This window comes from Mesorhizobium salmacidum (SeqCode) (assembly GCF_037179605.1).
Classification (GTDB): domain Bacteria; phylum Pseudomonadota; class Alphaproteobacteria; order Rhizobiales; family Rhizobiaceae; genus Mesorhizobium; species Mesorhizobium salmacidum.
On sequence record NZ_JAPYKS010000002.1, the window covers coordinates 368,975 to 383,028 of the forward strand.

A 14,054-nucleotide genomic window follows, 5' to 3' on the forward strand; every position below is an offset into this window, starting at 1 on the left:
TCAGCGCTTATAGATTGACCGAAAGGCCGCGATCCTTCGCGCCCCCTCTGCCCTGCCGGGCATCTCCCCCAGGGAGAGGGAGATCAGCTGCTTCACCACTCCAGCCCGAACACCAGCTTGCCGAAATGCAGGCCGCCGGCGGCCATGTGGGTGTAGGCTTCGCTCGCTTGATCAGGTGAAAACACCTTGTCGACAACCGGTTCGATCCTGGCCGCGCCGATGGCACGGGCGGCGTCGAAAAGATCGGATACGGATCCGGTGTTGTTGCCGACCACCTTCAGCGCCTTGATGATGATCGGCAGCAGATTGATCGTGGCTTCCGCACCGGTGACGAAGCCGATGGTGAACAGCGTGCCGCCGGGCGCGGTGGCGTTGACGGCAAGGGCGAAAGTGGCGGTTCCGCCGGTCTCGACGATGAGGTCGGCGCCGAGGCCGCCGGTCAGCTCCAGCACCTTGCCGTCCCAGTCGGGCGTCGCGCGGTAGTTGATGAGATGATCGGCACCGAGCGCCTTCGCCCGCTCCAGCTTTTCGTCCGACGACGAGGTGATGATGACGATGGCGCCGGCGGCTTTCGCGAGCTGCAGGGTGAAGATCGAGACGCCGCCCGTGCCAAGCAGCACCACGACCGAGCCCGGCCCGACATTGGCGGCGCGGATGGCGTTCCAGGCGGTGGTGCCGGCGATCGGCAGGGTCGACGCCGCCTCGAAGGAGAGATGCGCCGGGACCGCCACCAGCGAATTGGCCGGCAGCGCCACATATTCGGCCAGCGATCCCGGCATCGAGACGCCGCGCATCTGCGTCATTTCGTAGGGCCGCGGCGGCCCACCGATCCAGCGCGGCTTGGCATGCGCGACGACGCGATCACCGATGGCGAATCTGGTAACGCCCTCGCCCAGCGCGACGATCTCGCCGGCGCCGTCGGCGACGGGGATGAGCGGGAAACTCGGTCCGGGATAATTGCCGCTCGCCACCGCCACATCGACGAAATTGAGGCTCGCCGCACGCTGGCGGATCAGCACCTCGCCGCGCTGCGGTTCAGGGGTTGCAACGATGGCGGCGCGGAAGGCGTCCAGCCTGGGCTGGCTGAGTTCGATGGCTTTCATGGTTTCACTCCGGTGGGACAATTTGTTCGATTGAGTGAACCTATTTGCTGCGCTATCTCTGGATAATCCTTGCTTTCTGCAATTGAGAACTGTGAATGATGCAGCAATCTCACGAACCCGCGGCCCTTGCCGAGATGACCGCCTTCGCCGCTATCGCCGAGGCGCGCTCCTTCACCCGGGCGGCGGCACGTGTCGGGCGCGACGCGACCATCCTGTCGCGGCGCCTGCAATCGCTGGAGGCGCGGCTTGGGGTGAGGTTGCTCTCGCGCACGACGCGCAGCGTGTCGCTGACCGAAGCGGGTGCCGAATTCCTGGTGCGTGTGCGCGCCATCCTCGCATCCGTCGACGAGGCTGAGGCCGTCGCGTCCGCGCATGCCGGGGGCGGCCCGCGCGGCGTGCTCAGGCTGGCGCTGCCCGGCACGTTCGGGCGCATGTGGATCGGGCCGCTGTTGCCTCGGTTCCTCGCCGAATTTCCCGATGTCCGCATCGAGGCCGAATTCTCCAACCGCTTCACCGATCTGGTCGCCGAGAATTTCGATGTGGCCGTGCGACTGGGCAGCCTGGAGGATTCGCGCCTGGTGGCACGCAAGGTGGCGACGCGACGCCGGTTGCTCTGCGCTGCTCCATCCTATCTCGCCCGCAAGGGCAGGCCGGAGACACCCCAGGCGCTGCTCGACCACGCCTGCCTGGGCTTCTCGGGCTTCCAGACCTTTCCAGCCTGGGAGATGACCGACCGCGAGGGCCGGCGCGCACGCATCGAGGTTTCGGGGCCGTTGGTCACCGACGATGCCGAGGTGCTGGTCGACGCCGCCGTGCAAGGCGTCGGCTTGATGATGAGCACCGATTGGCTGGTCGGCCGTGAGCTTGCCGACGGACGGCTGGTGCCCGTGCTGGAGGAGTGGACGCTGGCGGACGAAGGCGCGGTCTACGTCGTCACGCCCTCGGCCAAGGGAAAAGCCGCCAAGACCCGCGCCTTCACAGACTGGATCGGCAAGCGCTTCGCGCCGGAGCCGCCCTGGCGGCGGTGAAGTGAAGTGGCGGGACTGGCGAAGCCGCCGATCGCCCCCTCGTGGGGGAATTACGCGCTCTTCCCGTGCTTCAGGAATTGGCTGAGCAAGTCCACCGGCAGCGGGAACACCACCGTGGACGAGCGCTCGCCGGCGATGTCGTGCAAGGCCTCGAAATAGCGCAGCTGCATGGCCTGCGGCTCGGCCGCCAGCATGCGGCCCGCCTCGACCAGTTTCGCCGCCGCCTGCTGCTCGCCTTCGGCATTGATCACCTTGGCGCGCCGCAGCCGCTCGGCCTCGGCCTGTTTGGCGATGGCGCGGACCATGTTCTCGTTGAGGTCGACATGCTTGATCTCGACATTGGACACCTTGATGCCCCACGCATCGGTGCGCTGGTCGAGGATTTCCTGGATGTCGCTGTTGAGCTTGTCGCGCTCGGCCAGCATCTCGTCGAGTTCGTGCTTGCCGAGCACCGATCGCAGCGTGGTCTGCGCCAGCTGGTTGGTGGCGGCCATGTAGTCCTCGACCTGGATGACCGCCCGCTCGGCGTCGACGATGCGGAAATAAAGCACGGCATTGACCTTCACCGAGACGTTGTCGCGCGAAATCACATCCTGCGGCGGCACGTCCTGCACCACCACGCGCAGGTCGACCTTCACCATCTGCTGGACGAAGGGGATCAGAACGATGAGGCCGGGTCCCCTGACCCCGGTGAAGCGGCCGAGCGTGAAGACCACGCCGCGCTGATATTCCCTGAGGATGCGAATAGCCGCGGACAGGAACATGACCACAAGAAGCGCAAGTACCAAGTAGGCCACATAACCGATGTTCATTGCCTTGCTCCATTCCTTCCCGCGTCGCGCCGTCGCACGGTCAGCACGAGGTCGGCGATCTCGGTCACCTCGACGCTGTCGCCGGCCGCGACGGGTTCATCGGCCCTGGCCCGCCAGCGCTCACCCAAGGCCAGCACATGGCCCTCGCCGCCCTGCCAGTCGAGGATCTCGGCCGGCTGGCCGCGCATTGCTTCGCCGCCGACGCGCGGCGGCTTCCGGCGCGCCGCCCAGAGATAGGTGCCGCTTAGCAGCGCCAATCCAAGCGTCAGCGCGGCGGCGGGACCGATGACGGCCCATGACAGGGCAAAGCCCGGCCCCTCGACCCGCAGCAGCATGGCGGCACCGAACAGAAAGGCGGCCACGCCGCCGAGCCCGAGCACGACGGTGGGATTGAAGGCCTCGATGATCAGGAAAACGACGCCGAGCAGCATCAGGGCAAGGCCGGTATAGTTGATCGGCAGGAAATCGAGCGCATAGAGGCCGAGCACGAGACAGGTGGTGCCGATGACGCCAGGCGCGACCGCGCCCGGGCTGGTGAACTCGAAGACGATGCCATAGACGCCGACCAGCATCAGGATGACGGCGGTGTTCGGATCGGTGATGACGGAAAGCAGCTGGATGAACCAGCCCGGCTCCAGCGTCTCGACCGGCAGCCCCTTCGTCGCCAGCACCACTTTCTTGCCCGCCACATCGACGGTGCGCCCATCGGCCAGTTGCAGCAGCTCGGTGGTGTCGCGGGCGACGAAATCGATCACATGTTCCTGTAATGCCGCATTGGCCGAAAGGCTCGCCGCTTCGCGCACGGCCTTCTCGCCCCAGTCGCCGTTGCGCCCGCGCAGTTCGGCAAGAGAGCGGATCAGGGCGACCGCGTCATTGGTCACCTTGGCCATCATCGCGTCGCCCGCCGGCCGCCCGCCGGTTTCCTTCTGGTCGCCCCCGCCCTTCTGGTCACCCACGTCCTTCTGATCGCCCTTGTCGCCGCCCGGAAGCGACGGCATGCCGCCAATCTCCATCGGCGTCGCCGCACCAAGATTGGTGCCGGGCGCCATCGCCGCGACATGGGTGGCATAGAGGATATAGGTGCCGGCACTTGCCGCATGGCCGCCGGCCGGTGCGACATAGCCGATGACAGGCACCGGCGACGCCAGGATGTCGGCGATCATCTCGCGCATCGAGGTGACCAGCCCGCCCGGCGTGTCGAGCTGCAGGATGAGGACCGCCGCGTCCCGCCTGGCCGCGGCATCGAGCGCTTCCTTGAGCTGCCTGCTGCTTGCCGGCCCGATGGCGCCGTCAATGGCGACGCTCAACGCAACCTTCTCGCTCCCGGCCGAAGGGAAGAGAGAAACGACAGCCACGGCGACGAAAGCCGCGGCGAAAAGGGCCACCCGCGCGAAGGTCACGCTCAAACTCCTACCCAAGATATGGGTTCGATCTCACCGAAATCCATGGGCGCGGCCTCCCGATCGCAAGCGGGTGGCCAGATCGGCACGGGCGGACCCGGCAAACGGATGCCGGCGGACATTCACAAAATCGGGGCGGTGACCGAACTTTTACAGCGTCATCCATCGCCCTCGCGGCACCAGGGCGCCAGCCCAAATTTCGCATACCTTGGACGCGCATTCCATATCTGCGGGAGGAGCCCGTCACTCGCGCGCCGAGCCCCCACCCTTGGTCCGTCCCAATCACGCGTGCGCGTGCGGGTGACGGAAGTCCCAGACGGCCCAGCCGGATACGGCAACCACCAGCACGCCGAGAACGACGTCAGTGGCCATCGCATGTGTGTTCGCCATGAAACCGAGTAGCCAGGGCGAAACGATCAGCCAGAGCCCGAGAACGACACTCACCCATTCTTCCCACTCGGCGAACGCGGTAAGCGCTGCCAGAGCCATGACACCCAGCACGACGCCAACAACCCAGGCGTTCCATGCAGGCGCGGTTTCAGCAGCGAAGCCGATTACCCAAGGTGAGATGAACAGGCAGATGGCAAGGACCAGATTGAGCCAGTCCTGACCCTTCTTTCCTTCCATGAGCATATTAGCCATGACAACCTCCATAGATGAAGCTTGACCAAAGCATTACATTCGCGTGCGACGCACGCTTAGTCATTGATGTAATTATGCTTCGCGTGGCCTTCAAGACCTGCTCGGCGGCAGCCTCGGCCGGCGTAGGTGGGGTTGTATTCTTGCGAAGTCCATGAAGGAGCAGACGTCGGAGATCGGCGACGAAGAGACGGCCTCTCCTCTACTCCGGCGAAGGCACCGGCGGCTTCGAGGTCAGCGCGGTGCGGCGGCGGCCACGATACGACGGCGATGCCGGCCAGTTGCGGCCAGCGCGCCGAGCCCCGGTTCCAGGCAGGTCAGCGTGCCATGGAGGCGCGCCGGCATGCGGGTCAGCGACATCGCCATGATAAGCGGATTCAGCGATGTGTCGTACTTCAACCGCTGCTTCCGCCGCCGGTTCGGCCGTACGCCGCCGAGCGCCAGATAGACCCGGGCACCTCCGCGACTGGTGAACCGACGCGGCCATGCCCGATTCCCTCCGTGAGAGACCGAAAGCCAGGGCACCAGCGGCAATCAGTGGGCCAAACCGCCACAATGCGCGAAAAAGGCAAGGCACCTCACTCCAGTCCAATTCCAGTGCGGCCTTGCCCAAGACAACAGCCGGGCGTCGATGACATGTCAGCCTCAGGGCGAAATGACTGTCATGTCAGGGGATTGAATGCCGCAGAATGGATTTGAAGGCCGCAAGGCGCAGGCGTTGAAATATCTGGCGCTGACGTCGACGGCGCTGATCGGCCTTGGCCAGCCGATCCCTGCATCGGCAGCCGAGGTCTGGACCGGCGCCGCCTCCACGAACTGGTTCACGGCCGGAAACTGGAGCCCAACGTCGGTGCCGACAGCGGCGGATAATGTCACTATCAACACAAGCGCCGTCAACCCGACCGTCATCAACGGCGCAAATGCTTTTGCCGCCGGTGTCACCATAGCAAATGGCTCTTCTTCGACCGGTGATCTGACCATTTCGAATGCTGGCACTCTCACCAGCCAAGACGGTACATTGGCATATTCGGCAACCGCCAATGCATCGGCAACTGTTACGGGTGCCGGCTCCTCGTGGAGTACTTTCGCCAATTTCATAGTCGGATATGGCGGCACCGCTACGTTGGACGTGGCCAGCGGCGGCGTTGTGAATAACCTCAATAGTTATGTCGGCTACGTTTCCGGCTCCTCTGGTACGGCCACGGTCGACGGCGTCGGGTCGCAATGGAACAGCACGGGCAATCTCTATGTCGGTTTCGGCGGCACCGGCTCGGTGACGGTTTCAAATGGCGGCTTGTTGTCGGACGATCTTGCCAATATCGGCGGAGATTTCTCGGCATTCGGCACCGTTGTGGTGACAGGTCCCGGATCGACGTGGACGAACAGTTCCCAAGTGACCGTCGGCGATCAGGGCACCGGCTTTCTGGACATATTCACCGGTGCCACCGCAACGGATGTGACCGGCGTCGTGGCTGCGAATGCCGGCTCCCATGGCACGGTGAATGTCTCCGGCACGGGATCGACATGGACGAATAGCGGCGATTTGACGGTCGGACAGAATGGCACGGGCGCGATGGTCGTTTCCGCTGGCGGCAAGGTGACCGACGACCTAGGGACGATTGCCAAAAGTTCAGCCTCCACGGGCACAGTCACCGTCGATGGTGTCGGCTCGACCTGGACCAGCTCCAACCTGCTCGTCGGCGATCAGGGGTCCGGCACGATGACCATCCTGAACGGCGGCGCGGTCAGCAATCAACTGGGCTTCGTTGGCTTCAATGCAGGTTCCACCGGCACGGTGACCGTCGATGGTACGGGTTCGACCTGGACAAATTCTTCCAACCTGTTCGTCGGCAATCACGGCATGGGCATGCTGACGATCTCGAACGGTGGCGCCGTCAGCAGCAATACGGGCTATGTGGGCATGTACTCGGACACAATCGGCACGGTGGCGGTCGATGGCCTCGGCTCGGCCTGGACCAACAGTTCGGACCTGTTCGTCGGCGGCTACGGTACGGGTATGCTGACGATCTCGAACGGCGGCACGGTCAGCAATGGATGGGCCTATCTTGGCTACATTGCCGGTTCGACCGGCACGGCGGCGGTCGACGGCGCGGGATCGAAGTGGACGAATAGCGGTGACCTCTATGTCGGGGGTCTTGGCACGGGCATGCTGACGATCTCGAACGGCGCCGCGGTCAGCAGTGGCTCGGGCTTCGTTGGCTACAATGCAGGTTCCGTCGGCACGGCGACGGTCGACGGCGCGGGTTCGACCTGGACCAACAGCGGGTCGTTGACCGTGGGCGACCAAGGCACCGGCAACCTGACGATCATCAATGGCGGTGCCGTCAGCAACGACATGGCCTATCTTGGCTATTCGGCGGGCTCGACCGGCACAGCGACCATCGATGGCACTGGGTCAACTTGGACGAACTCGCATAACCTGGTCGTCGGCAATTCTGGCATCGGCACACTGAACATCGCCAATGGCGGCGCGGTCAGCAGTATCAACGGTGAGGTTGGCGGCCTTGCGGGCGGCGTTGGCCATGTCGCCGTCGATGGTGGCGGCTCGGTCTGGAACACAGCCAGTTTGTATGTGGGCAATTATGGCACCGGCACCGGCACGCTGGACATCAGTGGCGGTGGCCAAGTCAACGTGGCTGTGCAGACAGGCCTGGGATATGACGCGGCTTCGCACGGCACAATGACGGTCGATGGTGCCGGATCAGCATTCACTGGGTCGGGTTGGTTTGATGTTGGCGAATTCGGCACCGGCACGCTGGTTGTGAGTAATGGCGGCGCGGTCAGCGACACTGATGGCAATGTCGGTGATCTGGTCGGATCAACCGGTACGGCAACAATAGAAGGTACCGGGTCGACCTGGACCAATAGTGTCGATCTGTCTGTGGGTAATTTCGGCACTGGCACACTGAACATTTTGAACGGTGGCTCCGTCAGCAATCAAATCGGCTATGTGGGCAATGCCGCGGGCTCCATGGGCACCGCCACGGTCGACGGCCCGGGCTCGAGCTGGATCAATTTCTCGGACCTGCGCATCGGCGATTCCGGCACGGGCAAGTTGACGATCTCGAACGGCGGCAGCGTCGTCAATCTGGTGAGCACCGTAGGCTCCGCCGTGGGCGCCATCGGATCCGTGACGGTCGACGGTGTCGGCTCGGTCTGGACCAACAATTCTTCCCTCTATGTCGGCGAAAACGGCACCGGCACGCTGGCGGTCTCAAACGGCGGTACGGTCGCCAGCGCGGCTGGCTATCTGGGCTTTGAGGTCGTGTCCATGGGTACGGCAATGGTCAGCGGCGCGGGCTCAACCTGGACCAGCAGCAACCTCCTTCTCGTCGGTCAGCGTGGTACGGGCTCATTGACCATCTCGAACGGCGGCAACGTCGCCAACAGCGATGGCTATCTGGGCTTTGATGCCGGGTCCATCGGTACGGCTAACGTCAGCGGCACCGGCTCGGTTTGGACCAGCAGCGGAGATCTAAATCTCGGCGCTGGTGGCACAGGCGCGCTGACGATTGCGAATGGCGGCGCGGTGGCCGCCGGCGGCGCGGTCGACATCGCCGTCCTGGCGGGTTCGGTGGGCACGCTGAACATCGGTGCGGCGAGCGGATCGCCGGCGACCGGCGCGGGTACGCTCAATGCGGCGAGCATCCAGTTCGGATCGGGCGCGGGTGCGATCAACTTCAACCACACCGACACGAACTACGCCTTCGCGGCGGCGATCGGCGGCGTCGGCTCGATCAACCAGATCGCCGGCAATACGAATCTCACCGCCGATTCGAGCGCCTTCACCGGCGCCACCAACGTGAGCGGCGGACGGCTGGCCGTGAACGGTTCGCTGGCCAACTCGCTGGTGACAGTCTTTGGCGGCACACTGGGCGGCAACGGCACGGTGGGCGCCATCACGGCGCAATCGGGCGGCATCATCGCGCCGGGCAATTCGATCGGCACGCTGCATGTCGCGGGCAGTCTCGACCAGGCGGCGGGCTCGATTTACCAAGTCGAGCTGACCTCGACCGGCCAGTCCGATCTTATTGATGCGACGGGTACGGCGACCATCGCATCCGGCGCCATTCTCGACCTGGTCAAGACGGACGCCGCGCCTTACGTGGTTGGCACGCATTATACGGTACTGGAGGCCGACGCCGGCGTCACCGGCACCTACACGATCAGCGGGCTGGGCCCGTTCAGCGGCCTTTTCGCCAGTTACGACCCGACGCATGTCTATCTTGACGTGATGCAGGCAAAGGCCTTCGCCGACGTCGGCCTGACGCCCAATCAGATCGCCACCGGCGGCGGCGCCGAAAGCCTTGGCAGCGGCAATCCGCTGTTTGATGCCATCTTCGCCCTGCCGAGTGAAGCCGCCGCCCAGGACGCTTTCGACCAGCTTTCGGGCGAAATTCACGCCTCGGCCAAGGGCATGCTGCTGGAGGACAGCCGCTTCATCCGCGACGCCGCCAACAATCGCATCAGCGCCGCCTTCGGCGATATTGGTGCGGCAGCGTTGCCGGTCATGGCTTATGGCGAAGGCGGGCCCGAAATGGTCGCCGCCGATACCGACCGCTTCGCCGTCTGGGGCCAGGGCTTCGGCTCCTGGGGCAAGACGGATTCCGACGGCAACGCCGCCGCCTTCGACCGCTCGACCGGTGGCCTGCTGGCCGGTGCCGACACTTTGGTCGGCGGCTGGCGCATTGGCCTCATCGGCGGCTACAGCCATTCCTCCTTTGAGGTGGATGAGCGTCAGTCATCCGGCAAGAGCGACAGCTACCATCTCGGCCTCTATGGCGGCACAAATTGGGGTGCCATCGCCTTCCGCACCGGTGCGGCCTACAGCTGGAACAGCCTCTCGACAAAACGCTCGGTTGCCTTCAACGGTTTTGCCGATCAGCTCTCGGCCGACTACGACGCCGGCACGGCGCAAGTGTTCGGCGAACTCGCCTATAAGGCCGATGCCGGGCGCTTCAAGTTCGAACCCTTCGCCAATCTCGCTTATGTCAGTGTGCATAGCGACGGCTTCACCGAAACGGGTGGTGCGGCGGCCTTGACCAGCACCGGCGCAAGCACCAACGCCACCTTCACCACACTGGGCCTGCGGGGCTCGACCGGCTTCATGCTTGGCGGCATCGACGCCACCGCGCGCGGCATGCTCGGATGGCGCCACGCCTTCGGCGATGTCACGCCGACGTCCAGCTTCGCCTTCACCGGCGGTGACGCCTTCACGATCGCCGGCGTGCCTGTCGCCAGGGACGCCGCGGTGATCGAGGCCGGCCTCGACCTCGACATGTCGGCCAATGCGACGCTCGGCCTGTCCTACACCGGGCAGTTCGGCGGCGGCACGGTCGACCAGGGCGCGAAGATCAATCTGGGCCTGCGGTTTTGAACAACCGGCCGTGCAGCGTGAGCCTGCGCCTTCCTCGACCCACCCTACTCCGGCGAAGGCACCGGCGGCTTCGAGGTCAGCGCGGTGCCGGCGGCGGCCACGATCACGGCGGCGATGCCGGCCAGTTGCGGCATGGTCAGGTTTTCCCGCAGGAATAAAAACCCGGCCAGCGCGCCGAGCCCCGGTTCCAGGCAGGTCAGCGTGCCATAGATGCGCGCCGGCATGCGGGTCAGCGCCACCATCTCCAGGAAGAACGGCAGCGCGCTGGAAAACAGGCCGACGAGCAGCGCGCTGACCAGGATCGAGGGCGCGAGCAGCGCCGATCCTGCTTCCGCGACGCCGAAGGGCAGCACCAGCATGGCGGCGATGGCCATGCCATAGGCGGTAGTGCGGGTGCCGAGTTCCGCGCCCGCCTTCTGCGCCAGCACGATATAGAGCGCCCAGAAGCCGCCAGCCGCCAGCGCCAGCATCACGCCGATCGGGTCAAGCGGCTGCAGCGAACGGATGAAGGGCGACAACAGGACGATGCCGGCGACCGCCAGTGCGATCCAGGCAAAGTCGCTGGCCCGCCGCGAGGTCAGCGTCGCCACCAGCAGGGGACCGGAAAACTCCAGCGCCACCGCGACGCCGAGCGGGATCCTGGCAAGTGCCGCGTAAAACAGAAGGTTGAGCGCGCACAGCGTCACCCCATAGGCGACGAGCCACGGCAGAGTAGCGCGCGAGGGCCGCGTCTGCCAGGGCCGCAGCACCGCGATCAGCATCAGCGCGCCGATGACCAGCCTGAGCGTCGTCGTGCCTTGCGCGCCGATCACCGGGAACAGCGTCTTGGCGAAGGTGGCGCCGATCTGGATCGACACCATGGCGCCCATCAGCGCCGCGATCGGCAAGGGTGCTGCTTCGCGGCTAGCAACCGGCATTGATGTCACTTTGGTTCATCCTCCATGCCGCGAGGCGAACCTGCCCGGCAGCAACGCAATAGGGTGAACCGGCCTTGCTGTCGTGAGACAGCGCGGATGCCTCGATGAGGGCACGGCCATAACCGGCGGGCAACGCTATCGGACATCACACCCGGTCGCTGCGGGCGTTCGGCAGTCTCGTGATCGCCACCAGGACGAGCAGCGCGGCGGCGCCCAGAAGCGCCATCGCTCCGAGCGACCAGGCAATGCCGATATGCATGATGGCGAATGCCAGGGCAAAGGGCGCCACGGCCGAGACGATCAGCCGGGCCGACATGACCCGCCCCTGCAGCCGGCCGTAGCCCTCGCTGCCGAACAGTGTGAGCGGCAGCGAGCCAGTGACGATGCTGAAAAGCCCGTTGCCCATGCCGAAGATGACGGCGAACGCCATGGCCCCGGCGATGGAAGGCGCGGTGCTATCCAGCACGACCACACCGGTTGTCATCAGGCTCCGAGGCATCGAGCTCGGAAAGGCCCCGATCACTTGATGCCACGGTCACCGGTTACCACCTCGCCGTCTTCCTTGGTGAAGTGGGTCGCCGGATGGTCGAGCAGGTCGAGCACGAGCTCGGATGGCCGGCACAACCGCGTCCCCCGGGGCGTCTCGACGATCGGCCGGTTGATCAGGATCGGATGCTCCAGCATGGCATCGAGCAGCTGCTCGTCGGTCCATTCGGGATCAGCCAGGCCAAGCTCGGCATAGGGTGTGCCCTTTTCGCGCAGCAAGGCGCGCACCGGAATTCCCATGGCGGCGATAAGCTGGCGCAGGCGGTCCCGGCTGGGCGGATGTTGCAGATATTCGATGACGACCGGCTCCTCGCCGCTCGCTTTGATCATGGCAAGCGTGTTGCGCGAGGTGCCGCAGTCGGGATTGTGGTAGATGGTGACGGTCATGGCGCGGCCTTGACGGCAAGAGGTTGGATTTCGGATTGCGGCTGCAGCAACCAGGTCATCAGGACCAAGGCCAAGCCGGCGCCGGCGAACTCGGCGGCGATGAAGCCGGGAAGACTTGCCGGGCTGATTCCGGAATACGTGTCGGTGAACGCCCTCGCCACCGCGACCGCCGGGTTGGCGAAGGACGTCGAGGCGGTGAACCAGTAGGCAGCGGTGATATAAAGGCCGACCAGCCAGGGCACGGCCGCGCGTTCGAAGCGCAGGCCGGCCAGGACGACGGCGAGCAGGCCGAAAGTCGCAACGCCTTCCGAAAGCCATTGCGCGGCGCCGGTGCGGCCATGCGTCGACAGCGCCAGCGGCGCCAGCCCGAACATCAGATGCGCGATCATCGTTCCGGCAACGCCGCCGGCAAGCTGGGCCAGTATATACAAGGTGCAATCCCTGGCCGACAGGCGGCGCGAAAGAGCGAGAGTGAGCGACACGGCCGGATTGAAATGGGCACCGGATATTGGGCCGAGGATTGTGATCAGCACGACCAGGCTCGCACCGGTTGGCAGTGTGTTGCACAGAAGTGCCAGTGCGCCGTCGGTCGTCAGCGACTGCGCCATGATGCCTGAACCGACGACCGTAGCCACCAGCAGCGCCGTGCCGAGGCTCTCGGCGACCAGGCGGCGCGGCAGGTCGAATTGGCGCTCGACTGTCATTGAGCCGTCTCTTGCGCGTCGGCCGCACAGCAGCCCGGCGCCAGCGCCGGCGCGCAAATCTCCTGCCGTCCGGAGCAGCAATCCTCCATCAAAAAGCGGATGAGCCCGCTCAGCGCTTCATATTCGGCGCTGTAGACCATGGACCGGGAATCGCGGCGCACGCTTACCAGCCCAGCCCGTTCGAGTTCCTTCAGGTGGAAGCTCACATTCGACGCCGAGACCTCGACCTTCTCGGCGATAGCGCCTGCGGCAATACCATCCGGACCCGCGATCACCAGATGCCGCAGGATGCGCAGACGCGTCTCCTGCGAAAGGGCCGCGAAGGCGGACAGGGCTTGACGTTCATCCATATTTCAACAATCCTAGAAATGTTGAAACAAGGATTACCGCACATGCTTGCCTCTGACAATCGGGAATTTGAACTCTCCATCGTCAGCGATCCCGAGGACATCACCATCGCTGGCCTGCTGGGGTTTCTGGCCGGCCACAAGGACAGGCCGCTGGTGTTTTTCTACGATGGCCGGCCGGTAAAACCCGGCTACCACGTCACCGAGGTGAAGGCGGGCACGTTCGCGGCGCTGGACTGCGGGCCAATCCGGAAGCCTGGGCCGAGATCTTCGTGCAGCTCTGGGACGTTGACGAGGGCGACCGCACGCATATGCCGGCCGGGAAATTCTCCGCGATCATCCGCAAGGTAACGGAGCATGTCGACCTCGACCCTTCCGCCCGGCTGACCTTTGAGGTCAGCGACGGTGTGCGCCCGATCGCGCTTTATCGGGCCGCCCTTCCCCGGCTCGTCGAGGGCGCGGTGCATGTCGAGCTTTCGCCCCGGCCGGCAAGCTGCAAGCCGCGCGACCGTTGGCTGGAGGAAGAGCGGAAAGCCAAGGCCTGTTGCGAGCCTTCCGCCGGCTCGCAACCTTGCTGCGGATAGATCACAGCAGGCTGGCCGGTCCAGCGTGGGTGAAGCGCCATTTCAGTATCCAGTCTAGGCTGCAGCGGCAGAGCGCTTGAACACGATTGTGACCCGGGTGCCTTCGTCAGCGCTGGAAGTCACATGGAACTCCGCCTTGGCGTTCTCGCTCAGCGACTGTGCGATGAGCGCGCCGAGCTTGCCTCGCTT

General features: G+C 65.0%; 11 protein-coding genes and 3 pseudogenes. 4 read left to right on the plus strand and 10 right to left on the minus strand.

The features are described 5' to 3' along the window. Positions 1–92: 92 nt before the first annotated feature. Positions 93–1,103: a zinc-dependent alcohol dehydrogenase family protein gene (locus tag O7A60_RS04455; RefSeq protein WP_337105184.1), complete on the minus strand. Its 1,011-nt coding sequence runs from the start codon at positions 1,101–1,103 to the stop codon at positions 93–95. A 98-nt stretch (positions 1,104–1,201) separates the two neighbouring features. Between O7A60_RS04455 and O7A60_RS04460 the strand changes: the two genes are divergently transcribed. Further along, complete coding sequence (locus O7A60_RS04460) at positions 1,202–2,131, plus strand: LysR family transcriptional regulator (RefSeq protein ID WP_337105208.1); 930 nt, start codon at positions 1,202–1,204, stop codon at positions 2,129–2,131. A gap of 50 nt (positions 2,132–2,181) precedes the next feature. Here O7A60_RS04460 and O7A60_RS04465 read toward each other — a convergent pair whose 3' ends face one another. The 3 genes from O7A60_RS04465 to O7A60_RS04475 all read right to left on the minus strand — a co-directional run bounded on the left by O7A60_RS04465 (position 2,182) and on the right by O7A60_RS04475 (position 4,985). Further along, positions 2,182–2,943, minus strand: a complete 762-nt coding sequence (locus O7A60_RS04465; RefSeq protein WP_337105185.1) for a slipin family protein — start codon at positions 2,941–2,943, stop codon at positions 2,182–2,184. Then, complete coding sequence (locus O7A60_RS04470) at positions 2,940–4,343, minus strand: NfeD family protein (RefSeq protein ID WP_337105186.1); 1,404 nt, start codon at positions 4,341–4,343, stop codon at positions 2,940–2,942. Before O7A60_RS04470 ends, O7A60_RS04465 begins: the two co-directional genes overlap by 4 nt. 282 nt (positions 4,344–4,625) lie before the next feature. Continuing rightward, on the minus strand, positions 4,626–4,985 hold the full coding sequence (locus O7A60_RS04475; RefSeq protein WP_140762141.1) for an SPW repeat protein: 360 nt from the start codon (positions 4,983–4,985) through the stop codon (positions 4,626–4,628). A gap of 343 nt (positions 4,986–5,328) precedes the next feature. Here O7A60_RS04475 and O7A60_RS04480 point away from each other — a divergent pair. After that, a pseudogene (locus O7A60_RS04480) lies at positions 5,329–5,430 on the plus strand (AraC family transcriptional regulator); the annotation flags it as partial. 231 nt (positions 5,431–5,661) lie between these two features. Further along, a complete protein-coding gene (locus O7A60_RS04485) occupies positions 5,662–10,380 on the plus strand; it encodes an autotransporter domain-containing protein (RefSeq protein ID WP_337105187.1) in 4,719 nt (1,572 codons plus the stop codon). A 44-nt stretch (positions 10,381–10,424) separates the two neighbouring features. Here the strand turns inward: O7A60_RS04485 and O7A60_RS04490 are convergent, their stop codons facing one another. The 5 genes from O7A60_RS04490 to O7A60_RS04510 form a co-directional block, all read right to left on the minus strand. Beyond that, positions 10,425–11,306 (minus strand): DMT family transporter, encoded by an 882-nt coding sequence (locus O7A60_RS04490; protein ID WP_337105188.1) that lies wholly within the window; start codon positions 11,304–11,306, stop codon positions 10,425–10,427. Positions 11,307–11,442: 136 nt separating this feature from the next. Continuing rightward, the gene (locus tag O7A60_RS04495; RefSeq protein ID WP_337105189.1) at positions 11,443–11,781 is read right to left on the minus strand and encodes a hypothetical protein; all 339 of its coding nucleotides are present in this window, start codon (positions 11,779–11,781) and stop codon (positions 11,443–11,445) included. A 35-nt stretch (positions 11,782–11,816) separates the two neighbouring features. Further along, positions 11,817–12,230: an arsenate reductase (glutaredoxin) gene (gene arsC, locus O7A60_RS04500; RefSeq protein ID WP_337105190.1), complete on the minus strand. Its 414-nt coding sequence runs from the start codon at positions 12,228–12,230 to the stop codon at positions 11,817–11,819. Next, on the minus strand, positions 12,227–12,934 hold the full coding sequence (locus tag O7A60_RS04505) for an MIP/aquaporin family protein (protein ID WP_337105191.1): 708 nt from the start codon (positions 12,932–12,934) through the stop codon (positions 12,227–12,229). The genes arsC and O7A60_RS04505 overlap by 4 nt, the downstream gene beginning before the upstream one ends. Beyond that, on the minus strand, positions 12,931–13,284 hold the full coding sequence (locus O7A60_RS04510) for an ArsR/SmtB family transcription factor (RefSeq protein WP_140509414.1): 354 nt from the start codon (positions 13,282–13,284) through the stop codon (positions 12,931–12,933). Before O7A60_RS04510 ends, O7A60_RS04505 begins: the two co-directional genes overlap by 4 nt. 42 nt (positions 13,285–13,326) lie before the next feature. On the opposite strand from O7A60_RS04510, the pseudogene O7A60_RS04515 reads away from it, so the two are divergent. After that, positions 13,327–13,865 (plus strand): annotated as a pseudogene (locus O7A60_RS04515) (DUF6428 family protein). Positions 13,866–13,919: 54 nt separating this feature from the next. On the opposite strand, the pseudogene O7A60_RS04520 reads toward O7A60_RS04515, so the two are convergent. Further along, positions 13,920–14,054 (minus strand): annotated as a pseudogene (locus O7A60_RS04520) (histidine kinase); the annotation flags it as partial.

Bases quoted from the DNA above. Each gene is read 5' to 3' on its own strand.
- O7A60_RS04455 (WP_337105184.1), bottom strand. From the start codon at position 1,103: ATGAAAGCCATCGAACTCAGCCAGCCCAGGCTGGACGCCTTCCGCGCC.
- O7A60_RS04460 (WP_337105208.1), top strand. From the start codon at position 1,202: ATGCAGCAATCTCACGAACCCGCGGCCCTTGCCGAGATGACCGCCTTC.
- O7A60_RS04465 (WP_337105185.1), bottom strand. From the start codon at position 2,943: ATGAACATCGGTTATGTGGCCTACTTGGTACTTGCGCTTCTTGTGGTC.
- O7A60_RS04475 (WP_140762141.1), bottom strand. From the start codon at position 4,985: ATGGCTAATATGCTCATGGAAGGAAAGAAGGGTCAGGACTGGCTCAAT.
- O7A60_RS04485 (WP_337105187.1), top strand. From the start codon at position 5,662: ATGCCGCAGAATGGATTTGAAGGCCGCAAGGCGCAGGCGTTGAAATAT.
- O7A60_RS04495 (WP_337105189.1), bottom strand. From the start codon at position 11,781: ATGACAACCGGTGTGGTCGTGCTGGATAGCACCGCGCCTTCCATCGCC.
- arsC (WP_337105190.1), bottom strand. From the start codon at position 12,230: ATGACCGTCACCATCTACCACAATCCCGACTGCGGCACCTCGCGCAAC.
- O7A60_RS04505 (WP_337105191.1), bottom strand. From the start codon at position 12,934: ATGACAGTCGAGCGCCAATTCGACCTGCCGCGCCGCCTGGTCGCCGAG.
- O7A60_RS04510 (WP_140509414.1), bottom strand. From the start codon at position 13,284: ATGGATGAACGTCAAGCCCTGTCCGCCTTCGCGGCCCTTTCGCAGGAG.